The sequence below is a fragment of the Micromonospora sp. NPDC000121 genome, from assembly GCF_042899165.1.
GTDB lineage: Bacteria > Actinomycetota > Actinomycetes > Mycobacteriales > Micromonosporaceae > Micromonospora.
In genome coordinates this window covers 987,548-1,010,864 of sequence record NZ_JBIAZP010000001.1, presented here as the reverse complement: position 1 = coordinate 1,010,864, position 23,317 = coordinate 987,548, and the positions used below count along the sequence as shown (strand labels likewise).

Sequence of the window (23,317 nt, the reverse complement as noted above, 5' to 3'; positions counted from 1 at the left end):
GTCAGCGGGGCGGCGGGGTAACGGGCGGCGCCGGCCACGGCGGATCGACCGGCTCGGCGGGCGCGCCGACCAGCCGGGCCGCCCGCCAGCCCAGCAGCAGCCCCGGCACGGCGGCCGCCACCGCGAGCAGGACGGCCGTGCGGGCGTACGCGGGTCGGCCGTAGAGCCAGCCGACCAGGGGAAGCGCGGTCAGCGCCAGGGTCAGGGCGGTGGCCAGCAGCACCTCCAGGGTCCACCGGTGGGGCATGGCCGGTGACCGGGCGGGCGCGACGGCCATCGGCAACATGCCGAGCAGGACCACGAACAACGCGACGACGGCCACCTGCGAGAGGGGCCACGCGCCCGACCAGACCACGGCCAGCAGTGCCCCGGCGACGGCGCCGAGCGCCGCCAGGCAGGCCGGCTGCCAGGGCCCGGTGCCGGCCCGGAGACCCGCCCGGACGCCCGACACGGCGAGCACCGACACGCCCAGCACGAGCCCCACGAGCAGGGCCAGGAGCGGATCGGCGCCCCGATCCGCCGGGGTGCTCCGGCCGAGTGCCGGCGGGCGCCCGTCGAACGGGTATCCGCCCACCCGGTCGTCGAGGAAACCGAGCCGCTCCCAGTTCCCGTCGGGCCCGCGGAGGGCGAAGCCGTCCCGACCGTTGGCCACCAGCACCACGTGCCGGCCGTCGCCGGTGTCCTGCACGGTCAGCTCCTGCGCGGTCAGCCGCTCCCCGTCCGGCCCCGGGTCCGGGTACTGCCGGATCAGGATGGCGCGCTGCGCCTCGCTCGCCCCCCAGGCCGGTCGCCAGCTCCGGCCCCCGTCGTCGCTCTGCTCCACCCCGAGCCGGCCGGGGACCACCCGGTAGCAGCGCGTCGGCATGACGGTCGAGCAGCCCCGGCTGACCGGACCGGCGACCGCCCTCGTCGTGCCGGTCAGCGACTCGTCCTCGCCCGTCGTCGGGTCGCGCCACGTCGCCCCCGCGTCGTCGCTCACCCGCCAGGAGACGGCACCGGAAGCGTGCGCGCCGTTGCCGCTGCCGATGCCGGCCGCCAGCCGCCCGTCCAGGACCGCCGCGCGGACGGCGTCGGGATAGTGGACGGCGCTGGTGGCCGCCACCGCCAGCGTCGCCGCCGGCAACAGCACGAGCAGGCGGACCAGCCGCGCGGACCGCCTCCGCACCGGCTCTCGTCGCGCTCGGGACCAACTCCACGCCGCGAGGGCCAGCGCCGGCAGGGCGAGCAGGTCGGTGCGGTCCGCCCGCACCAGCGAGGGCCCGCTGACGGCGCTCCAGAGCGCCGACGCGCCGGCGGCGGCGTACGCGCTGGACTTGACCGCGACGAAGCCGGCGGCGACGAGACCGAGCCCGAGCCCGGCGGCGGTGCGGGCCGGCAGGCGCGGCGCCAGCAGGGTCAGCAGCACCGCGACCAGCGGCGGCGCGAGAACCAGTCCGGCGACGTCGCTGAGCTTCCCGGTCAACGTGCCGGGAAGGGCCGCCTTGAGCAGGTGGTCGTTGACCACGAGGAGGACGAGGGCGGCGACCGTCGCGGGGTGCCCCAGCCAGGCCAGGGTCGCCGGCGCGCCGTCGCGGCGCGGGGGCGGAGCGCTCATCGCCCCACGGTCGCAGCAATCGATCTCGATCCGGCCACGGCCGGGGCAGCATCCGGTACCGGTGCGTCAGGTGCCGTCGGAGGAGTGCCCGGGGAAGAGGTGCGCGGTCGGGTCGATGGCCACGGCCGCGTTGTTCACCGCCGTGGCGGCCTCGCCGAAGCCGGTGGCGATCAGCCGCACCTTGCCCGGGTATTCCGTGATGTCGCCGGCCGCGAAGACCCGGGGCAGGTTCGTCGCCATCGCGCTGTCGACCACGATGTGCCGGCGGTCGAGCCGCAGCCCCCACTCGGCCAGCGGGCCGAGGTCGGCGGTGAAGCCGAGGGCGGCGACCACCGTGTCCACCGGCAGCAGCTCGGCGGCGCCGCCGCGTACGGTGATCTCGGCGCCGGTGACCGCGCCGTCGCCGTGCAGCCCGGTCACCTCCGCGTTGACGATCACGCGCACCGGCAGCTCCAGCACCCGGGCGACGGTGGCGGCGTGGGCGCGGAACTTCTCCCGTCGGTGCGCCAGCGTCACCGAACGGGCCAGCGGCTGGAGCGTCAGCGCCCAGTCGAAGGCGGAGTCCCCGCCGCCGACGATCAGCACGTCCCGGCCGGTCAGCTCGGTCGGCTGCGGTACGAAGTAGACGACCCCCGTGCCGGCGAAGTGCTCCGCCACCGGCAGCGGGCGGGGCGTGAAGCTGCCCAGCCCGCCGGTGACGATCACCGCCCCGCAGCCGAGCTGCTCGCCTCCGGCGAGGCCGAGCACCGGCCGCCCGTCGGCGTACGAGAGCTTCTCGGCGCGGGCGCCGAGCAGGTAGAGCGGGTCGAAGGGCGCCGCCTGGGCGACGAGGTTGGCGACCAGGTCCCGCCCTTTGACCGCCGGAAAGCCGGCCACGTCGTGGATCAGCTTCTCCGGGTACATGGCGGTGATCTGGCCGCCGGGCTCGGGCAGCGCGTCGACGACCGCCACGGAGAGCCCGCGGAAACCGGCGTAGTACGCCGCGAAGAGCCCGGCCGGACCGGCCCCGATCACCGCGACATCGACCTCACGCATGGCGTACCGTCGCTTTCCGCTCACGGGTCAACGCGTGCTGATCCCGACGGTAGGGCCGGCGGTGCGCCCCGGGCAAGCATGTCCCGGCGGGCCGCACGGCGTCGGCGCGTTGGCGCTCAGGGCAGGGTGAGCGTGGACTCCGAGCGGTACGGGCCGCCGAGGTCGTCCCGGCGGCGCCGGAAGAGGATCGCGGCGACCGCCCCGCCGAGCAGCCCGAACAGGTGCCCCTGCCAGGAGATCCGCTCGTCGGTGGGGAGGATGCCGACCAACTGCCAGCCGTAGAGCAGGCCGACCAGCAGGAAGACCGCGAAGTTCCACCAGCTGCGCTCGACGATCCCCCGCATGAGCAGGATGCCCAGGTAGCCGAAGATGACCCCGCTCGCGCCGACCACGACGGAGTTGGACGAGCCGGTGAACCACACCCCCAGCCCGCTGACCAGGACGATGACGAGCGTCGACCAGAGGAACCGCCGGGCGCCGGCGGCGAGCACGAAGGTGCCGAGCAGGATCAGCGGGATGCTGTTGCTGTAGAGGTGGTCGAAGCCGTGGTGCAGGAACGGCGAGAAGAACACCCCGTCGAGCCCGTCGATGCGTTTGGGGATGATCCCGGCGGCGGTGTCGAAGCCGGCCACCAGCCCCTGGTCGAGGGCCTCGATGAGGAAGAGGAACGGCACCACCGCGCACATGGCGACGAAGGCCCGGCCGAGCGCGGCGTAGAACGCCTCGGTGCCGAACCGGTGCGGGTCGCCGCTTCGCGGGTGCAGGGTCACCCGTCAAGAGCTATCAGGTGACGGCCCGTGCCGCCACTCCTGCGGCGATCCGTGCGCCCGATGGAAGGCGTTCCCTGTGCCGGACGAGAGGCGTTCCGTGCGCCGCGACGAAAGGCGGGGCGTGTGGCCGCCCACACACCCCGCCTCCGGTCGTTCGGTCAGTACCAGCCCACGTCCTGGGAGTGCGCCCAGGCCTTGCAGGGCGAGCCGTAGCGGCCCTCGATGTAGCCGAGGCCCCACTTGATCTGGGTCGCCGGGTTGGTCTCCCAGTCGTCGGCGACCGAGCCCATCTTGCTGCCCGGCAGCGCCTGCGGGATGCCGTACGCCCCGGACGAGGGGTTGCGGGCCTTGTGGTTCCAGCCGCTCTCCTTGGTCCAGAGCTTGTCCAGACAGGGGAACTGGTCCATCCCGAAGCCGGCCTTGACCATGAGCGCGCAGCCGACCTCGCGGTTGCCGCTGAACTCCGCGCAGGACGCCGGGATCGGCCCGTCGTACGGCTTGCTCTCGGCGGCCTTCTCGGCCGCGGCCTTGGCGGCGGCCTCCCGCGCCTTCTTCCGCGACGCGGCGGCGGCCTCGGCCTCGCGGGCCCGCTCGGCGGCCTCCTTGGCCGCCGCGGCGGCGCGCAGCTTCGCCTGGTACTCGGCGGCCCGCTGCTTCGCGGACTGCATCTGGTGGGCGGCCTGGCGTTCGCGCTGGTACTCGAACTCGGCCTCCTCCACCGCGGCGCCGACCTGTGCGGTGAGGCCCTGTTGCTGGGTCTGTCGGTCTTCACCCAGGTAGACACCGCCGGCAACGCCCACGGAGAGCAGCGCGACAGCGGCCGTGCGGGCGCCTAACCGGCTCCACAGCCGACTCACGAAGTGGTCCCTTCGTCGGGGGCAAGGACACGACGCGGTGACCCCTGGTGGGGCGGGTCCGCGCCGCGAGCGCCCCGGCCCTGCGCCGGTCGCAGCCGGCGCACCGGGGGTGGAGATGTCGGTGTGACGAACGATCACCAACGATCTCGTCGGTACGTGGGCGCTCGCTGGACACCATCGCGCACGGTGGGGCCGATGGGAAACCAAGATGCTCAATTGTGACTTGCGTCACTCAAATTATAGCCACAAACCGCCCCAAAGTGGTCATCAGTGCGGGGTGTCCTCCAGCAAGTCCGTCACCATGGCGGCGATCGGCGAACGCTCCGAACGGCTGAGCGTGACGTGGGCGAAGAGCGGATGGCCCTTGAGCGCCTCGATCACCGCGGTCACCCCGTCGTGCCGGCCGACGCGGAGATTGTCCCGCTGGGCCACGTCGTGGGTGAGCACCACCCGCGAGCCCTGGCCGATCCGGGAGAGCACGGTCAGCAGCACCCCGCGCTCCAGCGACTGCGCCTCGTCCACGATGACGAAGGCGTCGTGCAGGCTGCGGCCCCGGATGTGGGTCAGCGGCAGCACCTCCAGCAGGCCGCGCGACGTGACCTCCTCCAGCACGTTCTCGTGCACCACCGCGCCGAGGGTGTCGAAGACCGCCTGCGCCCAGGGCGACATCTTCTCCGACTCCGAGCCGGGGAGGTAGCCCAGCTCCTGCCCGCCGACGGCGTAGAGCGGACGGAAGACCACCACCTTCTTGTGCCGGCGGCGCTCCATCACCGCGTCCAACCCGGCGCAGAGGGCCAGCGCGGACTTGCCGGTCCCGGCCCGGCCGCCGAGCGAGACGATGCCGACCGACTCGTCGAGCAGCAGGTCGAGGGCGATCCGCTGCTCGGCCGAGCGGCCGTGCACGCCGAACGCCTCCCGGTCGCCGCGGACCAGCCGCACGGTCTTGTCGGGCAGCACCCGGCCGAGCGCCGAGCCGCGGGCGGAGTGCAGCACCAGGCCGGTGTGGCAGGGCAGCCCGGCGGCCGCGTCCAAATCGAGGGTCTCGCCGGCGTAGAGCCGGCCGATCTGCTCCTCCGCCAGCTCCAGCTCGGACATCCCGGTCCAGGTGGGGTCGCTGGCCTGGCCGTGCCGGTACTCGTCGGCCCGCAGGCCCACCGAGGCCGCCTTGACGCGCAGCGGCATGTCCTTGCTGACCAGGGTCACCTCCCGCCCCTCGGCGGCGAGGTTCAGCGCGACGGAGAGGATCCGCGCGTCGTTGGAGTCGGTGCGGAAACCCGGCGGCAGCACGCCGTCGTCGGAGTGGTTGAGTTCCACCCGCAGCGTGCCGCCGGAGTCGTTGGCCGGCACCGGGCGGTCGAGCCGCCCGTGCCGGACCCGCAGCTCGTCCAGCATGCGCAGGGACTGCCGGGCGAACCAGCCCAGCTCCGGGTGGTGCCGCTTGCCCTCCAGCTCGGAGATGACCACGAGGGGCAGGACCACCTCGTGCTCGGCGAAGCGGTGGAAGGCCGCCGGGTCCGAGAGAAGCACCGACGTGTCCAGGACGAACGCCTGGCCGGCTGGTCGGGGCTCCTCGGCGTCGGCCGGAGCGGCGGACGTGCCGCGGCGGCTCCGGGTGGTGCGGCGGGTCGTGGCAGTCGCGGCCGTGGTCCGGTCGGCCCCGGCGGTCGTACGGCGAGTCGTCACAGGCCTGCTCCGTCGGATGGGCACCCGCCACCCGCGTTCCGCCTCCTCCGGTGCCCGGGGACACGGGGTCGGATGCGGAACCCCGTGCGCGAGGTCGCAGATCCGGGCGGACCGGCTGGCCCGGGAGAACCCCGTGCCATGCCTAGACGCTAGCGGCGTCGGACCCTCCGGGCTAGAGGGGCGACCGTGGATCTCCGGGGACCGGCACGTTAACAGGCGTGGACGGCGGAACCGGCCGGGATGCATGCCCCCTGCGCGCATCCCGGCCGGTGGGGCCACCGTCACCGGTCTGACGTGGCCCCGACGGTGCGTGTCCGCCGCGGACGACGCACCGCGCCCTGGGTACCGGTCGACGGGCCCGAGGGCCCGTCGACCGGGCTCAACCGGTCCGCCGCACGAGGGTGCCGGTCGGATGCCGCCCCGCGACCGGGGCGGCCGGCGCCGCGAACGACGAGCCGGTGTACGTGGTGCCCGGCCGGACCACCGTGCCGCTGACGCGGGTGGTGGTGGCGGGCGACGGGCCGGCCAGCGCCGACGCGATGGCTGCCTGGGCGTCGCGGCGGCGCCGGTTCCAGGCGCCCCGGTCGCCGTCGAAGTAGCCCTGGCGGTAGCCGAACCGGTAGCCGATCCGGTAGCTGAGCTGACCGTGCAGCCGGCCGGCGGCGTAGCTCGTGGCGCCGAGGACGAGGACGAGGAAGACCGCGAGGAAGGGGCTCATCCGGCGGCTCCGGTGCGCCGCGGGTGCCCGGTCATCGCTCCTCCGGCTCGACCGAGGTGGGATCGGCGACCAGGAGCCGGTCCAGGTCGTCCGTGCTGACCTCCTCGACCAGCTCGACGCTGATCCGGCAGCCGTCCAGGACGACCTCGGCCACCGAGGACCGGCGGATCTCGCCGCCGGCGTCGTACACCCGGACGCTGAGCTCCGGGCAGCCGAGGTGGGTACGCCAGGCGTCCCACTCGGTGCGGTCGCCGACGCTGAGCGAGAGGTAGCGGCAGCCCCGGGCGAGGTAGAGGCGCCAGGGCGCGCTCAGGCCCGCGGCCACTCCCTCCGCGATCAGGCCGAAGGCCTGGGCTCGGGTGGCGAGTTCGGTCACCACACCCCCCTCGCGCCGGGGGCGTGACGCATGTGAGCACTGATCGTCTCATGCACGTGACACACCGTAGATTGTCTCATGGGCGTGACAGTATCAGCTTTTCGTCTGTTTACTCCGCCTCTACGGACACCTACTCTGCCCAGGTGACACCCCTCAAGAGCGGCGCTGGATCGTTTACCGACAGGCCGACGACCGCGTCTCGTCCGCGTGACACCAGCGTGCCGGGGCGGGCACCGCTGGCCGGCTGGTCGTACCGTCACGACGTGACCGAGACGGCCAACGCACGGAAGATCGCCTTCGCCACCTTCGTCCGTCGGGCGCTCGACGAGGCCCGGGCCACCCGGGCCTGGAGCGGCACCGAGGTCTCCCGTCGCACCGGTGTTTCCCGGCAGACCATCAACCGCTGGGTCCGGGGCGACTGGGCCAGCGACCCGGAGGCCGAGCGCGTGGTGGCGTTCTGCGAGGGCCTCGGGCTCAACCCGGCGACCGCCTTCGCCGCACTGGGCTGGGACCGCACGGCGACGCCCCGCAGCGCCCCCACCCCGCCGCCGATGGACCCGGACGTCGAGGCGCTGCTGCGCCGCCTCGTCGACCCCGACGTGTCGGACGCGGAGAAGTTCCATATCCGGGAGACCATCCGTTACCTCGCATACCGCCCGACACTGCCGGTCGATGTCCGGAAACGAGGTAGACAGGCCGGGTAGTTCCTCAGATGGCGAAAGAACGGCAGGTCAGACTCATTCGTTTCGCTCCGGGGCCGGAACGGGCACGCTAGCGTCCCTATTCGTACTGCTTGGGCTCGTCGTCGGCGGGGGGACGGGACAAGGCCGAACCCAGCCCTGCGGGACAGAAGGAGGGGTCTGTCCATGACCCTGAAGTGGATGGCAGTCGTCATCGCCACCGTGTCGGTGACACTGGGCGTGACCGGAAACGTGGTGACGCTGGCGGTCAACGGCGGGCAGCTTCCCCTGCTCGTCAACCTCCTCGCGCTCACCACCGCCGGCACCGCGGTCGTCCTGGCCGTGGTCGCCGAGCTGCACGACCGGCTGAACGACCGGATCAGCGCCCTCACCGACTTCCTGGTGAACCGGCTCAGGGAGATCGAGGAACGCAGCGGCGACCGGAACACCGGGTTCGTGGAGGGCTACCTGCTCAGCCACGGCCAGGAGGCGGCCGTCGTGCCGTTCGGGCGACGGGGACGGGGAGCCGCCGAACGCTGACCCGCCAGGCCCGCCCACCGCGCCGACCGCGCGCCTCCGAAGACCGGCCGGACGTCACCGTTCGGCCGGGATTGAGCCGACCAGGCCGGGGTACGCTGACGCGCGTGCCGCCGTTGAACCTGGGCAACCAGCAGCCGAGGACCCCGTTGGACGCCGACCAGGCCTGGCGGACGACCGCCGGGCGGGCCGACGCGACGGTGCTCTTCTTCGACTTCGACGGCACCCTGGCGCCCGTCGACGACGACCCCACCGCCGTGCGGCCCGCGCCGAAGGCGCTCGCCGCGATCGAGGCGCTCGCCCCGGTCGTACGGCGGGTCGCGATCGTCTCCGCGCGACCGGTCGAGTTCCTCCGCGACCACCTCGGCGGGCTGGCGGGAATCGACCTGTACGGCCTCTACGGCCTGGAGCACAGCCACTCGGGCGGCGAGACCGTGACCGAGCCGGCGGCCCTGCCGTGGGTGCCGACGATGGCCGAGCTGGCCGAGCTGGCCCGGGCCGAGCTGCCCGAGGGCGCGCTGGTGGAGTACAAGCGGCTCTCCGTGGCGCTGCACTGGCGTACGGTGCCGCAGCTCGGCGACACCGTGGAGCGGTGGGGCCGGGCCCAGGCCGAGCGGCTGGGGCTCAAGGTCCAGGCCGGGCGGATGGTGCTGGAGCTCAAGCCGCCGGTGGACCGGGACAAGGGCATGGTGATCGACGAGGCGGTCCGGGACGCCGAGGGCGCCTGGTACTTCGGCGACGACGTCTCGGACATCAAGGCGTTCGCCGCGCTGCGGGCCCGCGCCGCCGCCGACCCGCACTTCTTCGGCGTCTGCGTCGCCGTCGCCAACCCGGAGACCGGCCACGAGGTCGCGGAGGCCGCCGACCTGACCCTGGACTCCCCCGCCGCCCTCGGCGACTTCCTCGCCGCCGCCGCCCACCGCCTCACCTGACGCGGCCGGGCCGAAAGGGGCGGCCGGCCCAGGAGGTCAGGCGCCGTAGCGGCGCTGCCGGTTGGCGTAGGAGCGCAGGGCGCGGAGGAAGTCGATGTGGCGGAAATCCGGCCAGTTGAGTTCGCAGAAGTAGAACTCCGAGTGCGCGGACTGCCAGAGCATGAAGCCGGAGAGCCGCTGCTCGCCGCTGGTGCGGATGACCAGGTCCGGGTCGGGCTGGCCCCGGGTGTAGAGGTGCTCGGCGATGTGCTCGACGTCCAGCACCTCGGCCAGCTCCTCGATGGTGCCGCCGGAGGCGGCGTGCTCCAGCAACAGCGAGCGCACCGCGTCGGTGATCTCCCGCCGGCCGCCGTAGCCGACCGCGATGTTGACCTCGGCCCCGCCGCTGCGCTCGCGGGTGCGCTCCTCGGCGGCCTTCAGCGCCGCGGCGGTCGACGCCGGGAGCAGGTCGAGCGCGCCGACCATGCGCAGCCGCCAGGGGTTGCCCTCCTCGGCCAGCTCGACCACGAGGTCCTCGATGATCTGCAGCAGCGGGTCCAGCTCGCTGGCCGGCCTGCGCAGGTTGTCGGTGGCCAGCAGGTAGAGCGTGACGTGCGCGATGCCGGCCTGGTCGCACCAGCCCAGGACGTGCTTGATCTTCGCGGCGCCGACCCGGTGCCCGTCGTTCGGGTCGACGTAGCCCATCTCCCGGGCCCATCTGCGGTTGCCGTCGCACATCACGCCGACGTGCCGGGGCACCGGCTTGCCCGCGAGCTTGGCCGTGAGGCGACGCTCGTACACCGAATAGATCAGGTCCCGCAGAGTCATCACCTTCAGCGTAGCGACCTGTCCCGCCGATCACCCCCTCGGATGGCGTTCCCACGCCGGCAGACCGATGCCGATCATGCCCAGCGTGCGGGCGTCGAGCCGCCCGTCGCCGAGCCCCAACTCGACCACCGTCCCGTAGACCCGGTCGTCCCGGCGGGCCGCCCGGACCGCCGCGTCGACCACCCGCCGACGCCGGGCCAGCCACGCCGCGAACGAGCTGTGCCGCAGGTGGGCGCCGAGCCGGCGGCGCAGCGCCGCCGCGTACCGCCGGGCGGCCTGCTCGGGCGAGCCGGCGGCCGCCGCGCCGGCGAGCGCGCCGGAGAGCAGGGCGTAGAAGATCCCCTCGCCCGTGAAGGGATTGATCAGCGAAAGCGCGTCGCCGGCGAGCACCACCCGGCCACGCCCGGGCGACGGGCGGTGCGTCGACAGCGGCAGGTGGTGCGCCCGCAGGTCGGTCACCGTGGCCGGGTCCGTGCCGGGCAGCAGCGCGCCGAGCCGGTCGACCAGGTGCGCCCGGCTCAGCGGCTCCCCCCGCAGCACCTCCCCGTACCCGACGTTCGCCCGGCCGTCGCCGATCGGAAACGACCAGGCGTACGCCGGCCAGCGCGGCGCCGAGGTGACGATGAGCTGTTCGGGCGGGCCGGGCAGCGCCGGGGCGTACCCCCGGATGGCGAGCGCCAGATGGCGGTCGGGATTCACCCGGTGCCCGAGCGCCCGCCGCACCACCGACCCGGCGCCGTCCGCGCCGACCACCGCCCGCGCGGCCAGTACCCCGTCGAGCACCACCCGGTCGGCACGGACCTCCACCCGCCGCACCGCGTGCCGGCGCAACCGCGCGCCGGCCGCGACCGCCGCCGCCACCAACCGGGCGTCGAAGACCGTCCGGGGCACCGTGTACGCCGGCCGGGGCAGCGCCCGCGCCACCGTGCCGCCACCCGGCCCGACCAGGCGCAACGCCGGCAACGGCGGGTGCCCGGCCACCGCGTCGGGCACGCCCAGCTCGGCGAGCACGTCGAGCGCGTGCGCCGCGATGCCGTCCCCGCACGCCTTGTCCCGGGGAAAGTCGGACCGGTCCAGCAGCAGGACGCTCGCTCCCGCCCGCCGGGCCGCCAGGGCGGCGGCCGACCCGGCCGGACCGGCCCCGACCACCACCACGTCGAACTCGTCGCTCACCGCGTCGCCTCCCTCCGGCCGGCGTCGGCCGCCCGCCGACCCCCGGCCATCCGTCGCGCCCCGCCGCCGTCGCGCCCCGGCCTCCGTCGCGCCCGCTTCCATCGCGTCCGTCGCCACCGCCGCCGGTCCGGCCGGCCCTCCCCGCCATCCTGCCGCCGCACCCGCGCGGCGTTCCGGCACCGCACCGGCACGTCGTGTCAGCTCGTCCTCGACCTCGGCGCCGATCGACCGCCCCGACCCGGCGCCGATCGACGGGGCACCCTGTCGATCGGCCGCGCGGAAGAGTGGCTTCCGCCGCCCGCCTGGGCCACCCGGCCCGTCCAATCCGAAGGGGCTACCCGGCCCGACCGGTCTGCCCGGCGCGCTCGGCGCGGGTCGCGCGCCACAGGCCGTAGAGCGTCAGGGCGGCGGCGGCCAGCAGCGGGCCACCGTCGCGGACCAGTCCGTCCGGCCCGAGCAGCCACCAGCACAGCGGCAGGTCGACGGCGAGCACGACGACGGTCACCGCCACCAGCAGGGTGCGCGCCCAGCCCTTGCCGCGCATCAGGAAGGCGGTGCAGAACAGCACCGCGTAGCTGGTCACGATGCCGGCGGCGAACCAGAGCAGCACGGCCGGCACGGCGGTCAGCCGGTCGTCCAGCACGGCGCCGCCGGCGACCAGGGCCGGGACCAGCATCAGCGGGCTGTAGGTGAACGCGGCGACCCGGCTGGTGAGCAGCCAGCCGCTGACCTCGGGTCGCCGGGGTGGGGTCTCCCGCCAGGAGATGCCGTTCCGGTCGATGACCAGCCGGGGCCGGTGGCGGACCAGGTGCCCGGACACCGCGGGCGAGCGGTAGAGCAGCCAGACCACGGCCGCGCAGAGGGCGGTGAGCAGGGCGAACCCGAGCAGGCCGGGCAGCGGCGGCACCCCCTGCCGGGGCACGATCAGCCGCCCGACGGCGAACACCGTGGTCACCGCGAGGATCAGCCCGAACGGCCGGGCCACCGTCCGGCCGCGACGGACGTGCCCGATCAGCAGCAGGAAGCCGAGCGAGCGGAGCATGGCCCAGCCGGTGCGTACGGCCAGCCCGAAGCCCTGCTCCGGGGCGTACCACCAGTTGAGCAGCTCGACCACGACGGTGGCCGCCGCGGTCAGCGCGAGCAGCGTGGTCAGCGCCCGGACGGCGGACGGCCGCCGGACCTCGGTCTCGGCGGCCGTCCTCATGGGAACCGATGATGCCCGGTGCGGGCGTCGATCACACCTGTCGTCAGCGCTGCGGCTCCGCGTCGAGCCGGGCGCGCAGCGCGTCCAGCTCGGCCCAGAGCACGCCCGGCAGCTTGTCGCCGAACTTCTCGAACCACTCGGTGATCAGCGGGAGCTCGTCGCGCCACTCCGCCGGGTCGACCTTCAGCGCGATCCGGACGTCCTCCGGGGTCATGTCCAGGCCCTCGACGTCGAGCGCGTCCTGGGCGGGAACCATGCCGATCGGGGTCTCCACCGCCTCGGCGCGCCCCTCGATCCGCTCGACGATCCACTTGAGGACGCGGGAGTTCTCGCCGAATCCGGGCCAGAGGAAGTTCCCCTCCGGGTCCTTGCGGAACCAGTTGACGTAGTAGACCTTCGGCAGCTTGGACTCGTCGCCGTCGGCGCCCTTGCCCATCTCGATCCAGTGCCGGAAGTAGTCACCGGCGTGGTAGCCGATGAACGGCAGCATCGCCATCGGGTCGCGCCGGACGACGCCGACCGCACCGGAGGCGGCGGCGGTGGTCTCCGAGGAGAGCGTCGCGCCCAGGTAGACGCCGTGCACCCAGTCGCGGGCCTCGGTCACCAGGGGGATGGTGTCCCGGCGGCGGCCACCGAAGAGGATCGCGTCGATCGGCACGCCGTTCGGGTCGTAGTAGTCCTCGGCCAGGATCGGGCACTGGGTGATCGGGGTGCAGAACCGGCTGTTCGCGTGCGAGGAGAGGCTGTCGCTCTCCGGCGTCCAGTCGTTGCCCTTCCAGTCGATCAGGTGCGCCGGCGGCTCGCCCATGCCCTCCCACCAGATGTCCCCGTCGTCGGTCAGGGCCACGTTGGTGAAGATGGAGTTGCCGCGGTCCAGCGTCCGCATCGCGTTGGCGTTGGTCTTCCAGTCCGTGCCGGGCGCGACGCCGAAGAGGCCGTACTCGGGGTTGACCGCGTAGAGGCGGCCGTCGGGGCCGAAGCGCATCCAGGCGATGTCGTCGCCGATGGTCTCGACCTTCCACCCCGGGATGGTCGGCTCCAGCATGGCGAGGTTGGTCTTGCCGCAGGCGGACGGGAACGCGCCGGCGATGTGGTAGACCCTGCCCTCCGGCGAGGTGATCTTGAGGATCAGCATGTGCTCGGCGAGCCAGCCCTCGTCGCGGCCCATCACGCTGGCGATCCGCAGCGAGTAGCACTTCTTGCCCAGCAGCGAGTTGCCGCCGTAGCCGGAGCCGAAGGACCAGATCTCCCGGGTCTCCGGGAAGTGCGAGATGTACTTCGTCTCGTTGCACGGCCACGACACGTCCTGCTGGCCGGGGGCGAGCGGGGCGCCGATCGAGTGCAGCGCGTGGACGAAGTCCGCGTCGTCGCCCATGGCCTCGAGGACCTTGGCGCCCATCCGGGTCATGATGCGCATGGACGCGACCACGTACGGGCTGTCGGTGATCTCGACGCCGAACATGGGGCTCTCGGCCTCGACCGGGCCCATGCAGAACGGAATGACGTACATGGTGCGCCCGCGCATGCAGCCGCGGTAGAGCTCCGTCATCGTCTGCTTCATCTCGGCCGGCGCCATCCAGTTGTTGGTGGGGCCGGCGTCCGCCTCGTCGACGGAGCAGATGAAGGTGCGCTCCTCGACCCGGGCGACGTCCGTCGGGTCCGTCCGCGCGTAGAACGAGTTGGGCTTCTTCTCCGGGTTGAGCCGGATCAGGGTGCCCGCCTCGACGAGCTCATCGGTGAGGCGCCGCCACTCCTCGTCGGACCCGTCCACCCAGACGACACGGTCGGGGGTGGTCAGTTCAGCGACCTCACGGACCCAGGCGAGCAGTTTGGGGTGGGACGTCGGGGCCTGATCGATACCCCGAACGGTAGCCGGAGCAACCATGACACATCTCCTTGTGGTCGACGCTGACCGGTCTATGGGATGCACGAGTCTTGACGGCGCTGTGCGTCCTTAACGGCGCGGTGCGTCGCCCTTCGTGGAAACCTGGGATTGGCCTCAGCGTAAACCGGGTGGCGTCGCCCGTCAGTGGGACTGGTTGTGAAGAACTGCACAAGGTGCGGTCACGCTGCGGCATCACGAGCTAATACCCGCTTTCGCGCGCAGTTTCACGCAAATCCTGTGGGGAACCCTCGACGGCCGACCCGCCGCGTCCCGCCGACGGAACTCGCGAACCGCCCCGCTCGGCCACCCGGCTCGTTACGCTCTGTCCACAGACGCACACCCGTGGGGGGCCACTCGTCGTTGCTACCCGTGTGGGGTGTTCCCAGCCGGTAGGCTCGGCGTCGTGGCCGCGACGATGACCGGGGAGCCAGGCTCCCGGCAGACCCGCCCGGGTCTGGTCCACGCACTGGTCGAGCGTTTCGGCCACCTCGTCCGCGAGATGAGCAAGTTCGCCACCGTGGGCGGGATCGCCTTTCTGATCGACTTCGCGCTCTTCAACTACCTGACGAGCGTGCGGGGCGTCGAGCAGGTGACCGCGAAGACCGTCTCGACGGTGATCGCGGCGACCGTCGCGTTCATCGGCAACCGGTTCTGGACGTGGCGGCACCGCAAGCGCTCCAACCCGGCCCGCGAGTACGCGCTGTTCTTCTTCTTCAACGGCGTCGGCCTGGGGATCGCGGTGGCCTGCCTGGCGATCAGCCGCTACGGCCTGGGCAGCATCTGGCCGGAGGTCTTCCAGACCCCGCTGGCCGACAACATCGCCAGCTTCATCGTCGGCACCGGGCTCGGGACGCTGTTCCGATTCTGGTCCTACCGACGGTTCGTCTTCGTGGAAGCGGGAACCCCAGCCGTTCCGGAAGTGAAGCACGACCGAGACCACCGGGCGTGACCTGCCGCCCACCTCGTCCGGCCGGAGCCTCCCGGCCCCGCCCACTGCCCTAAGGTGTTCCGCATGCGTCTTGTCCGTCTGCTGCCCGAGCGCTGGCAGAAGTTCATCCACGAGGCGCTCAAATTCGGGATCGTCGGCGGCATCAACACCGTCATCAATTACGCGGTGTTCAATGCCCTGGCACTCACCGTTTTTGTCGACGGCCAGTTGAAGGCGACGGTCATCGCCACCATCGTGGCGACCATCACGTCGTATCTGATGAACCGTCACTGGACGTACCGCGACCGCCCGAAGTCGGCGATGCAACGCGAATACGCCCTGTTCTTCCTTTTCAACGGAGCCGGCCTGCTCATCGAGTTGGGCGTCCTCGCCGCCGCCAAGTACGGCCTGGGCATGACCAGCCTGCTGGCCCTGAACGTGGCGAAGACCGGCGGCGTGCTGCTCGCCACGCTGTTCCGGTTCTGGTCCTACCGGACGTTCGTCTTCCAACCGGCGCCGGCCCACGCCGCCGAGACGTGGCACAGCATCCCGCGCGACGAGTGGGACACGATGGCCGAGATGGACCCGGTGGCGGAGCTGGCCGAATCCATCTCCGAACTGGAGGAGGCACAGCCACCACCGGGCGCCGCACGGCGCGGCCCGGCCCCCGTGCCGGCGACCGGCCAGAGCGCCCCGATCCAGGGCCGCCCCGTGCCGCTCGACGCCAGCCTCGGCGGCTCCCTCGACCAGGAGCTGGAAGCCGAGCTGGCCGCCGAACTCCAGGCCAGCGCCCGCCGCGCCCCGCGCCGCTGACCCGCCACACCCCGCGCCCACCCGCCGCGCCGTCACCGGCGAGGTGGGCGGACGGGCACGGGGGCCGGGCTCAGGCGGTGGGGTCGCGCAGCGGCTTCCCCTCGTTCATGTCCGCCAGGATGTCGCGCATCTCGGCGTCGCCGAGGGAGTGCTTGTCGTGGTGGGCCTCGACCAGCTCGTAGAGCTTGGTCTGGACCTGGCCGACCCGCGGCACGTCGTGCAGGACGGACTGCCCGCGCTCGCCGGCGGACTCGATGGTCAGGGTGCCGCAGCCGAGCAGGCGCTCGACGAACCGCTGGTTCATGGCGTGGTCGTTGACCCGGGTGAGCGGGATGTCCCGCCGGTCGCGGGAGAGCACGCCATGCTGGAGCAGCACCCGCTCGTTGGTGAAGAGGTAGTGGGTGGTCCGCCATACCAGGAACGGCCAGAGCGCCAGCCAGAGCACCGCCATCAGGGCCACCACCCCGATCACGGCGAGCGCGATCGAGCCACCCCCGCCGGACGGCAGCAGGACCATGCCGGCCACCACCGCCGCGACGGCGAGCACGAGCACCGCGACCGGCCGGATCAGCGCCTTCCAGTGCGGGTGCAGGTGCAGCACGACATGCTCGTCCTCGGTGAGCACGTCATCGGGGAACGCCACGGGAACCTCCTCGCAGAAACGGACGCGCTGACCGTAACCGCTCACTCCCCGCCGCGGGATCAGCCGCGCGGCGGGACCCGTCCCCGCGATCTTGCAGTTCCGCCCGCGTTCCGCGCTTCCGGTCCGGTCGCGGGGGCAGCACGCGCACGACCGCCGCAGGTAGAGGCGGAGGGTCAGCGGAGGTGGAGGACGTCGCCGGCGGCCAGGGCGCGCACGCCCGTGGGGGTGGCGACCAGCAGTCGGCCGTCGGCGTCCACGCCCGTCGCGGCGCCCGTGACCTCCTCGCCGCCGGGCAGCAGCACGCGTACCTGCCGGCCGACCGTCGCGCAGGCGGCCAGGTAGGCGTCGCGCAGTCCGCTGGCGACCGCGTCGCCGCCGGCGGAACGCCAGCGGTCGTACCAGTCGGCGACCGAGCGGAGCAGGGCGCGCAGCAGCGGATCGCGGTCGGTGGCCGCCGCGCCGGCCAGTTGCAGCGAGGTCGCCGGCAGGCCCGTCGGGTTCTCCGGCAGCTCGTCGGCGCGGAGCGTGACGTTGAGGCCGATGCCGAGCACGATCGCGGACGGCTGGGCCGGCGAGCCTCCCGGCACCGCCTCGGCGAGGATCCCGGCGCACTTCGCGTCGCCGATCAGCAGGTCGTTGGGCCACTTCAGGCCGGCGTCCAGCTCGGCCAGCCGGGCCACCGCCTCGACCAGGGCCACGCCGGCGAGCAGCGGAAGCCACCCGTACCCCGTCGGAGGCACCGGCGGCCAGCCACGGTCGGTGACGGCCTCCCCCGGCCGGAGCAGCACGCTGGTGGCGATGCCCGCCCGCGCCGGGGACTGCCACGCCCGGCCGCGCCGCCCGCGCCCGGCGGTCTGCCGCTCCGCGACCACCACCAGCCCCTCCGGCTCACCGGCCCGGGCCGCCTCGGCGACGTCCGCGTTGGTCGAGCTGGTCTCGACGTGCAGCTCCAGCCGGGCCCACGGCCCGTGCGGGGCGACCAGCGCCCGCCGCAACCGGGCCGCCGACAGCGGCGGGCGGTCCAGATCGGTGTACGGCGAGCCCGGCATCCCGTCAGCCTACGGCCCGCCCGACGCCCACCCGCCGCCTCGGGCGGGCGTCGATGCGCGTCGTCGCCGGGCTGAGGCGAACTGCACAGGGGCGACCGCCTGAACCATCGTTATATTCCCAGGGTGACTACCGAGACCGGGATCAACATCCACAGCACCGCGGGCAAGCTGGCTGACCTGGAGCGGCGGGTCGACGAGGCGGTGCACGCCGGATCGGCGCGCGCGGTCGAGAAGCAGCACGCGAGGGGCAAGAAGACCGCCCGCGAGCGGATCGAGATGCTGCTCGACGAGGGCTCCTTCGTCGAGTTGGACGAGCTGGCCCGGCACCGGTCCACCAACTTCGGACTGGACCGGACCCGCCCGTACGGCGACGGCGTGATCACCGGATACGGCACCATCGACGGCCGGCAGGTCTGCGTGTTCGCCCAGGACTTCACGGTCTTCGGCGGCTCCCTCGGCGAGGTCTTCGGCGAGAAGATCGTCAAGGTGATGGACCTGGCCATGAAGATCGGCTGCCCGGTCGTCGGCATCAACGACTCCGGCGGCGCCCGCATCCAGGAGGGCGTGGCCTCGCTCGGGCTCTACGGCGAGATCTTCTTCCGCAACGTCCGGGCCAGCGGCGTCATCCCGCAGATCTCCCTGATCATGGGCCCGTGTGCGGGCGGCGCGGTCTACTCCCCGGCGGTCACCGACTTCACCGTCATGGTCGACCAGACCTCGCACATGTTCATCACCGGCCCGGACGTCATCAAGACCGTCACCGGCGAGGACGTGGCGATGGAGGAGCTGGGCGGCGCCCGTACGCACAACTCCCGCAGCGGCAACGCGCACTACCTCGCCACCGACGAGGAGGACGCGATCGAGTACGTCAAGGCGCTGCTGTCGTACCTGCCGTCGAACAACCTGGACGAGCCGGTGGTCTACGAGGCCCCCGCCGACCTCTCCGTCAGCGACGAGGACCGCGAGCTGGACACGCTGATCCCCGACTCGGCGAACCAGCCGTACGACATGCACCGGGTGATCGAGCACGTCCTGGACGACGGCGAGTTCCTGGAGGTCCAGCCGCTCTACGCGCAGAATCTGATCATCGGCTACGGCCGGGTCGAGGGGCGCCCGGTCGGCGTGGTCGCCAACCAGCCGATGCACTTCGCCGGCACCCTGGACATCGCCGCGTCGGAGAAGGCCGCCCGGTTCGTGCGCACCTGCGACGCGTTCAACATCCCGGTGCTGACCTTCGTGGACGTTCCCGGGTTCCTGCCCGGCACCGGCCAGGAGTGGGACGGCATCATCCGCCGCGGCGCCAAGCTCATCTACGCGTACGCCGAGGCCACCGTCCCGAAGGTCACCGTCATCACCCGCAAGGCCTACGGCGGGGCGTACGACGTGATGGGCTCCAAGCACCTCGGCGCGGACCTGAACTTCGCCTGGCCGACCGCGCAGATCGCGGTGATGGGCGCGCAGGGCGCGGTGAACATCCTCTACCGGCAGGAGTTGGCCGCCGCCGAGGACCCGGCCGCCGTGCGCGCCGAGAAGATCACCGAGTACGAGGACACCCTCGCCAACCCGTACATCGCGGCCGAGCGCGGCTACGTCGACAGCGTCATCCCGCCGCACGAGACCCGTACGCAGATCGTCCGCGCCCTGCGGGTGCTGCGCACCAAGCGCGAGACCCTGCCCCCGAAGAAGCACGGCAACATTCCGCTCTGACCCGGCCCCGCCCCGCCCCGCCTCGCGCGGGCGGGGCGGGTCAGCAGGGCGGGTTGGCGGCGACGCACATACGGGTGGCGGCGACGGCGGCGAGCCGACGAAGTTCGGCCTCGCTGCTGTCGCGCGGGATGCTGACCACCGTGACCAGGTCGCCGACCCGGACGAACGCGGTGCTGAGCGGCTTCGGAGCGTCGCCGACCGCTGTCAACGTCTGCGCCTGCCGGGGCTCGGACATGACCTGCCGCAGCAGCGCCGACTCGTCGCCGGCGAACCCCCGGGCCACCACCTGCCAGCGGTGTGTCATGACGGTCTCGACGTCCCGCCCGTCGCGCCACACGACGCCGACGGTCTCCCATTCCGGGCAGGAGTTCACCTGCCGGTCGATGTCGCCGATGATCTTGCCGGCCTCCTCGGTACGGACCCGGTAGAGATCCTGTCGCAGCAGGGGCTCACCCGGCGGCCGTACCCCCATCACCGTCTGGCTGCGCGAGTAGCGGGAGGGCTCAGCGGCGGCCGGAAGCCCCCGGTTCCGCAGGCACTTCGTCAACTCACCGTCGATCCGGATCGGCTCGTGGATGCCCGTCACGGTGAGTCGCGGGGTCTCCTTCTCCGGCAGGTCCTCCGGCTGGAGCAGCGCCTCCATCGGAATCGCGGCCCGTACCGGCGCATCCGACCTGGCCGCGGTCGCCCCGGCCGCTGTCGCCAGCGGCCGGTCACCGTCGACGTGGTCGACCATCCCGGAGGCGGCCACGGTGAGCACGGTGACCGCCGTGACGGCCGCCGCCCCCAGCGCCGTACGCCTGCTGCGCCGGCGGGCCCGGGCGCGGATCTCGGCGGGCTCCGGCCAACGGACGTCGCGCAGCTCCCTGTGCAACTGGTCGACGAACGTCGTCTCGTCACGCATCGGCGGCCTCCTTCAGCTCAGAGACGGCGAGCAGCCCGGCCAACGCGGCGCGCCCCCGGGAGAGTCGGGCCTTGACCGTGCCCACGGGGGCGTCGGTCTGCCGGGCCACCTCGGCCACCGGCATGCCGACCAGGTAGTACAGGGCGATCGCGGTGCGCTGCTCCTCGGGCAGCCGACGCAGCGCGGCGACCACGTCGACGGTGTCGGGATCCGGGCCGGGCACCGTCTCCGTGGCACCGTGCCGCAGATAGGCGCGGGCCCGGCTGCGCAGGCTGCGCCAGCGGCTGACCGCGATCCGGCTGGCCACCACCCGCACCCACGCCTCCGGTTCCTCGTACGCGCTCACGGTCGACCAGCGCTGCCAGGCGCGCACGTACGCCTCCTGCACGGCGTCCTGCGCCTCGGCGAGGTCACCGGTGAGTACGTAGACGAAGCCCAGCAGCCGTTGCCGGCTGCCCCGGTAGAACTCGTCGAACCCGTCGACGTCCGGCACCCTGCTACCTCCCCGTGGCGGTCGCAGGGGACACGCGCCAGCCGGGGCGGTCGGTTGCCCGGTCAACCGATCATTTTCTCCAGCTCCGCCGGCCGGAAGCCGCCGGCCGGGATCCGCTCCCGCAGCGCGCGGCGGACCGCGAGCTGGACGGCGGCGTTGGCGGGGGTCGGCACCCCGTGCAGCCGGCCGAGCAGCACGATCTCGCCGTTGAGGTGGTCGGCCTCGGCCGAGCCCGCGCCCCGGGCCAGGCTCTGCCAGGTGGAGCCGCCGGCCCGCTCCTCGCCGCCGACCGGCCGGTGCTCGACGAGGTCACCCCGCTCGGCCGCCTCCTCCTCGGTGGTGGTGTGCGCGATGTCGGCGGCGGCGAGCGCGGCGACCCCCTCGGCCCGCACCCGCTCGCGCAGGGCGTCGGGGACGTCCCGGCCGAGCAGCGCCTGGAGGCCGTTGCCGAGGTTGGCCAGCAGCTTGCCGTACTTCCAGCGCAGCACGTCGTCGCGCACCGGGGCGACGAAGCCGGCGGCGGTCAGGTCGGCGGCGACGGCGCGGTCGGTGGCGTCCGCGCCGGACGGGTAGCGGCCGAGGTGCAGCATGCCGGGGTGCGGGTGGCCGTTGGCCACCACCACGCCCGGGTCGAGGTGGGTGGCGGGCAGCCAGACGCAGACGCCGTGCACGTCGGCGAAGAGCCGCAGGGCGGCGCGCTCGTTGGCCACCCCGTTCTGCGCGGTGAACAGCGGCAGCCGCTCGGCGGCCGTACCGCCGCCGGCCACCGGCGCGTCCGCCCAGGCCGCCAGCGCGGCGACGGTGTCCTGCGACTTGACCGTGAGAACCAGGACGGTGTCGGCGGGCAGCGGAGTGTCGCCCGGCCCGTCGGTGGCCGGCCCGCGCCAGGTCGCCTCGCCGTCGGGCTGGCGCAGGGTCAGGCCCCGCCGCCGGATCGCGTCCAGGTGCGCGCCGCGGGCCACCAGGGTCACGTCGTGGCCGGCCTGCCCCAGCCGTACGCCGATGGTGCCGCCGACCGCGCCCGCTCCGATGATCACATACCGCACGGGCCCATTCTGCCTGGTCCGTGGCCCGGCTCAGCCGACGGCGACGGCCAGGACGGCCAGCCACGGCTCGCCGGCCGGCGAGGTGTCCCGCTCCCAGCGGAACGGGGTGAGGCCCGCTCCGGCGAGCAACGCCTCGACCTCCCGGCGGCGGTAGCGGGAGAAGTACCGGTCGACCTCCTCGCCGGGCCAGCGTTCCCAGCGCTCCCCGTCGCCCTCCTTGAGGCTGAGCAGCAACGGGCCGCCCGGTCGCAGCACCCGGCGGACGTCGGCCAGCGCGGCCGGCGCGTCGGCCTTGGGCAGGTGCAGCAGCGACGCCGAACACCAGACGCCACCGAGGGTGCCCGACCGGAACGGCAGCCGGAGCAGGTCGCCCTGCACCAGCGGCACGCCGACCCGTGCCCGGGCCCGCGCCAGCATCCCGGCCGACAGGTCCAGCCCGACGCCGGCGAGCCCCAGATCTGCCAGGAACGCCAGGTCCCGTCCCGGGCCGCAGCCCAGGTCGAGCACCAGCCCGTCGACCCGAACCCGGAAGTCGTCGGCCACCGCCCGATAGGTCGCCGGCACCTCCGGGTTCCGCGCCTCGAACTCCGCCGCGATCCGGTCGTACGCCGCCCGGTTGCGCTCGATCAACTCGGTCATACCGCCTCCTCGCTGTCGTTCACGTTGGTCCCCGGCACCCGTGCTGGTCACGGGCGTCGGCGTCGGTCAGAGGGTGAGGCCGGCGTCGGTGAGGATCGGGCCGGCCAGCAGCAGCGCGCCGGCGGTCAGGGTGGCCAGGTTGACCAGGGCGAACACGGTGACCCAGAAGAACGCGGGCAGCGGGGTGAGCCCGGCGAGCTGGTCGGCGTCGGACGCCGGCATCCGGCCCCGGGAACGCAGGCGCTGCAGCTCCACCACCGGCCGTACGCCGCCGAGCAGCAGGAACCACACCCCGGTGTACGCGAACGCCGCCTGCACCTGCGGCGTGGCGTACCAGGAGACGGCGAGCACCACTCCGCCCGTGACCAGCAGCGAGAGCACGCCGAAGACGTTGCGGATCATGACCAGCATGGCGAGCAGCAGCGCCACGGCGACCCAGAGCAGCAGGGTGATCCGGTTGCCGCCGAGCAGCCACGCGCCGGCCAGCCCGACCAGCGGCGGGGCGATGTAGCCCGCGAGCAGGGTGAGGATCATCCCGGGGCCGGTGGGCCGGCCGGCGGACAGGGTCAGCCCCGAGGTGTCCGAGTGCAGCCGGATGCCGCGCAGCTTGCGGCCGGTGAGCAGGGCGACCAGCGCGTGCCCGCCCTCGTGCGCGATGGTGACGACGTTGCGGGCGACCCGCCAGGGCAGCCGGGTGGAGACGACCACCAGCGCGATGGCGGCGGTCAGCAGCACCAGCAGCGGCGGTGGATCCGGCTGCGCCCCGAACAGCTTGTCCCACATGTCGCTGAGCCCGTCCGTCGACATCATGGGGCGCGAGCCTACCGGCCCGGACTGTGTCGCT

General features: G+C 73.3%; 24 protein-coding genes. 6 read left to right on the top strand and 18 right to left on the bottom strand.

Annotated features, from left to right (window positions below; translation table 11 throughout):
• Position 1: 1 nt before the first annotated feature.
• The 7 genes from ACFY23_RS04935 to ACFY23_RS04905 all read right to left on the bottom strand — a co-directional run bounded on the left by ACFY23_RS04935 (position 2) and on the right by ACFY23_RS04905 (position 7,033).
• Entirely contained in the window at positions 2 to 1,594 is a 1,593-nt protein-coding gene (locus ACFY23_RS04935; protein WP_350678517.1) for a hypothetical protein, read from the bottom strand.
• 66 nt (positions 1,595 to 1,660) lie between these two features.
• Positions 1,661 to 2,629 carry an NAD(P)/FAD-dependent oxidoreductase gene (locus tag ACFY23_RS04930; protein WP_350678617.1) on the bottom strand — a complete coding sequence of 323 codons (969 nt, stop codon included), beginning with the start codon at positions 2,627 to 2,629 and terminating at the stop codon, positions 1,661 to 1,663.
• A 116-nt stretch (positions 2,630 to 2,745) separates the two neighbouring features.
• Positions 2,746 to 3,399, bottom strand: coding sequence for a rhomboid family intramembrane serine protease (locus tag ACFY23_RS04925; protein ID WP_350678519.1), 654 nt, complete (start codon positions 3,397 to 3,399; stop codon positions 2,746 to 2,748).
• Between the two features lie 158 nt (positions 3,400 to 3,557).
• Positions 3,558 to 4,256, bottom strand: a complete 699-nt coding sequence (locus tag ACFY23_RS04920) for a lytic transglycosylase domain-containing protein (protein ID WP_350678522.1) — start codon at positions 4,254 to 4,256, stop codon at positions 3,558 to 3,560.
• A gap of 267 nt (positions 4,257 to 4,523) precedes the next feature.
• Positions 4,524 to 5,939 (bottom strand): PhoH family protein, encoded by a 1,416-nt coding sequence (locus tag ACFY23_RS04915; RefSeq protein WP_350678524.1) that lies wholly within the window; start codon positions 5,937 to 5,939, stop codon positions 4,524 to 4,526.
• Positions 5,940 to 6,318: 379 nt separating this feature from the next.
• A complete protein-coding gene (locus tag ACFY23_RS04910; protein WP_350818868.1) occupies positions 6,319 to 6,657 on the bottom strand; it encodes a hypothetical protein in 339 nt (112 codons plus the stop codon).
• A gap of 31 nt (positions 6,658 to 6,688) precedes the next feature.
• On the bottom strand, positions 6,689 to 7,033 hold the full coding sequence (locus tag ACFY23_RS04905) for a hypothetical protein (RefSeq protein WP_350678528.1): 345 nt from the start codon (positions 7,031 to 7,033) through the stop codon (positions 6,689 to 6,691).
• A gap of 263 nt (positions 7,034 to 7,296) precedes the next feature.
• On the opposite strand from ACFY23_RS04905, the gene ACFY23_RS04900 reads away from it, so the two are divergent.
• The 3 genes from ACFY23_RS04900 (at position 7,297) to otsB (ending at position 9,182) form a co-directional block, all read left to right on the top strand.
• Positions 7,297 to 7,737, top strand: a complete 441-nt coding sequence (locus ACFY23_RS04900; RefSeq protein WP_350678531.1) for an XRE family transcriptional regulator — start codon at positions 7,297 to 7,299, stop codon at positions 7,735 to 7,737.
• A 162-nt stretch (positions 7,738 to 7,899) separates the two neighbouring features.
• Positions 7,900 to 8,253: a hypothetical protein gene (locus tag ACFY23_RS04895; RefSeq protein ID WP_350678533.1), complete on the top strand. Its 354-nt coding sequence runs from the start codon at positions 7,900 to 7,902 to the stop codon at positions 8,251 to 8,253.
• A gap of 104 nt (positions 8,254 to 8,357) precedes the next feature.
• On the top strand, positions 8,358 to 9,182 hold the full coding sequence (gene otsB, locus ACFY23_RS04890; RefSeq protein WP_350678535.1) for a trehalose-phosphatase: 825 nt from the start codon (positions 8,358 to 8,360) through the stop codon (positions 9,180 to 9,182).
• Positions 9,183 to 9,218: 36 nt separating this feature from the next.
• Here otsB and ACFY23_RS04885 read toward each other — a convergent pair whose 3' ends face one another.
• The 4 genes from ACFY23_RS04885 to ACFY23_RS04870 form a co-directional block, all read right to left on the bottom strand.
• Positions 9,219 to 9,989 carry an isoprenyl transferase gene (locus ACFY23_RS04885; protein WP_350678538.1) on the bottom strand — a complete coding sequence of 257 codons (771 nt, stop codon included), beginning with the start codon at positions 9,987 to 9,989 and terminating at the stop codon, positions 9,219 to 9,221.
• Between the two features lie 30 nt (positions 9,990 to 10,019).
• Complete coding sequence (locus ACFY23_RS04880; protein WP_387035851.1) at positions 10,020 to 11,264, bottom strand: geranylgeranyl reductase family protein; 1,245 nt, start codon at positions 11,262 to 11,264, stop codon at positions 10,020 to 10,022.
• Positions 11,265 to 11,496: 232 nt separating this feature from the next.
• On the bottom strand, positions 11,497 to 12,366 hold the full coding sequence (locus ACFY23_RS04875; RefSeq protein ID WP_350678543.1) for a hypothetical protein: 870 nt from the start codon (positions 12,364 to 12,366) through the stop codon (positions 11,497 to 11,499).
• A 43-nt stretch (positions 12,367 to 12,409) separates the two neighbouring features.
• Positions 12,410 to 14,251 carry a phosphoenolpyruvate carboxykinase (GTP) gene (locus ACFY23_RS04870; RefSeq protein ID WP_350678545.1) on the bottom strand — a complete coding sequence of 614 codons (1,842 nt, stop codon included), beginning with the start codon at positions 14,249 to 14,251 and terminating at the stop codon, positions 12,410 to 12,412.
• 415 nt (positions 14,252 to 14,666) lie between these two features.
• Here ACFY23_RS04870 and ACFY23_RS04865 point away from each other — a divergent pair, with 415 nt between their 5' ends.
• Positions 14,667 to 15,200: a GtrA family protein gene (locus ACFY23_RS04865; RefSeq protein ID WP_350678619.1), complete on the top strand. Its 534-nt coding sequence runs from the start codon at positions 14,667 to 14,669 to the stop codon at positions 15,198 to 15,200.
• Positions 15,201 to 15,263: 63 nt separating this feature from the next.
• Entirely contained in the window at positions 15,264 to 15,992 is a 729-nt protein-coding gene (locus ACFY23_RS04860) for a GtrA family protein (protein ID WP_350678547.1), read from the top strand.
• A gap of 70 nt (positions 15,993 to 16,062) precedes the next feature.
• On the opposite strand, the gene ACFY23_RS04855 is transcribed toward ACFY23_RS04860, so the two are convergent.
• On the bottom strand, positions 16,063 to 16,635 hold the full coding sequence (locus tag ACFY23_RS04855) for a PH domain-containing protein (RefSeq protein WP_350678549.1): 573 nt from the start codon (positions 16,633 to 16,635) through the stop codon (positions 16,063 to 16,065).
• A gap of 173 nt (positions 16,636 to 16,808) precedes the next feature.
• Positions 16,809 to 17,684 carry a biotin--[acetyl-CoA-carboxylase] ligase gene (locus tag ACFY23_RS04850; protein WP_350678552.1) on the bottom strand — a complete coding sequence of 292 codons (876 nt, stop codon included), beginning with the start codon at positions 17,682 to 17,684 and terminating at the stop codon, positions 16,809 to 16,811.
• A gap of 123 nt (positions 17,685 to 17,807) precedes the next feature.
• Here ACFY23_RS04850 and ACFY23_RS04845 point away from each other — a divergent pair, with 123 nt between their 5' ends.
• Positions 17,808 to 19,391, top strand: a complete 1,584-nt coding sequence (locus tag ACFY23_RS04845) for an acyl-CoA carboxylase subunit beta (RefSeq protein WP_350678554.1) — start codon at positions 17,808 to 17,810, stop codon at positions 19,389 to 19,391.
• Between the two features lie 40 nt (positions 19,392 to 19,431).
• Here ACFY23_RS04845 and ACFY23_RS04840 read toward each other — a convergent pair whose 3' ends face one another.
• The 5 genes from ACFY23_RS04840 to ACFY23_RS04820 all read right to left on the bottom strand — a co-directional run bounded on the left by ACFY23_RS04840 (position 19,432) and on the right by ACFY23_RS04820 (position 23,283).
• On the bottom strand, positions 19,432 to 20,295 hold the full coding sequence (locus ACFY23_RS04840; protein ID WP_350678557.1) for a hypothetical protein: 864 nt from the start codon (positions 20,293 to 20,295) through the stop codon (positions 19,432 to 19,434).
• Positions 20,288 to 20,788 (bottom strand): SigE family RNA polymerase sigma factor, encoded by a 501-nt coding sequence (locus ACFY23_RS04835; RefSeq protein WP_350678559.1) that lies wholly within the window; start codon positions 20,786 to 20,788, stop codon positions 20,288 to 20,290. The genes ACFY23_RS04840 and ACFY23_RS04835 overlap by 8 nt, the downstream gene beginning before the upstream one ends.
• Positions 20,789 to 20,850: 62 nt before the next feature.
• Positions 20,851 to 21,834 (bottom strand): 2-dehydropantoate 2-reductase N-terminal domain-containing protein, encoded by a 984-nt coding sequence (locus tag ACFY23_RS04830; protein WP_350678562.1) that lies wholly within the window; start codon positions 21,832 to 21,834, stop codon positions 20,851 to 20,853.
• Positions 21,835 to 21,864: 30 nt separating this feature from the next.
• Positions 21,865 to 22,473 (bottom strand): class I SAM-dependent methyltransferase, encoded by a 609-nt coding sequence (locus ACFY23_RS04825; RefSeq protein ID WP_350678564.1) that lies wholly within the window; start codon positions 22,471 to 22,473, stop codon positions 21,865 to 21,867.
• Between the two features lie 66 nt (positions 22,474 to 22,539).
• Positions 22,540 to 23,283 (bottom strand): M50 family metallopeptidase, encoded by a 744-nt coding sequence (locus ACFY23_RS04820; RefSeq protein ID WP_350678567.1) that lies wholly within the window; start codon positions 23,281 to 23,283, stop codon positions 22,540 to 22,542.
• Positions 23,284 to 23,317: the final 34 nt, after the last annotated feature.

What these genes read in the sequence shown, in the direction of transcription:
- ACFY23_RS04935 (WP_350678517.1), bottom strand. Translation starts at nt 1,594, where the DNA reads ATGAGCGCTCCGCCCCCGCGCCGCGACGGCGCGCCGGCGACCCTGGCC.
- ACFY23_RS04930 (WP_350678617.1), bottom strand. Translation starts at nt 2,629, where the DNA reads ATGCGTGAGGTCGATGTCGCGGTGATCGGGGCCGGTCCGGCCGGGCTC.
- ACFY23_RS04910 (WP_350818868.1), bottom strand. Translation starts at nt 6,657, where the DNA reads ATGAGCCCCTTCCTCGCGGTCTTCCTCGTCCTCGTCCTCGGCGCCACG.
- ACFY23_RS04895 (WP_350678533.1), top strand. Translation starts at nt 7,900, where the DNA reads ATGACCCTGAAGTGGATGGCAGTCGTCATCGCCACCGTGTCGGTGACA.
- ACFY23_RS04885 (WP_350678538.1), bottom strand. Translation starts at nt 9,989, where the DNA reads ATGACTCTGCGGGACCTGATCTATTCGGTGTACGAGCGTCGCCTCACG.
- ACFY23_RS04880 (WP_387035851.1), bottom strand. Translation starts at nt 11,264, where the DNA reads ATGGAAGCGGGCGCGACGGAGGCCGGGGCGCGACGGCGGCGGGGCGCG.
- ACFY23_RS04875 (WP_350678543.1), bottom strand. Translation starts at nt 12,366, where the DNA reads ATGAGGACGGCCGCCGAGACCGAGGTCCGGCGGCCGTCCGCCGTCCGG.
- ACFY23_RS04870 (WP_350678545.1), bottom strand. Translation starts at nt 14,251, where the DNA reads ATGGTTGCTCCGGCTACCGTTCGGGGTATCGATCAGGCCCCGACGTCC.
- ACFY23_RS04865 (WP_350678619.1), top strand. Translation starts at nt 14,667, where the DNA reads ATGACCGGGGAGCCAGGCTCCCGGCAGACCCGCCCGGGTCTGGTCCAC.
- ACFY23_RS04860 (WP_350678547.1), top strand. Translation starts at nt 15,264, where the DNA reads ATGCGTCTTGTCCGTCTGCTGCCCGAGCGCTGGCAGAAGTTCATCCAC.
- ACFY23_RS04850 (WP_350678552.1), bottom strand. Translation starts at nt 17,684, where the DNA reads ATGCCGGGCTCGCCGTACACCGATCTGGACCGCCCGCCGCTGTCGGCG.
- ACFY23_RS04840 (WP_350678557.1), bottom strand. Translation starts at nt 20,295, where the DNA reads ATGCGTGACGAGACGACGTTCGTCGACCAGTTGCACAGGGAGCTGCGC.
- ACFY23_RS04825 (WP_350678564.1), bottom strand. Translation starts at nt 22,473, where the DNA reads ATGACCGAGTTGATCGAGCGCAACCGGGCGGCGTACGACCGGATCGCG.
- ACFY23_RS04820 (WP_350678567.1), bottom strand. Translation starts at nt 23,283, where the DNA reads ATGATGTCGACGGACGGGCTCAGCGACATGTGGGACAAGCTGTTCGGG.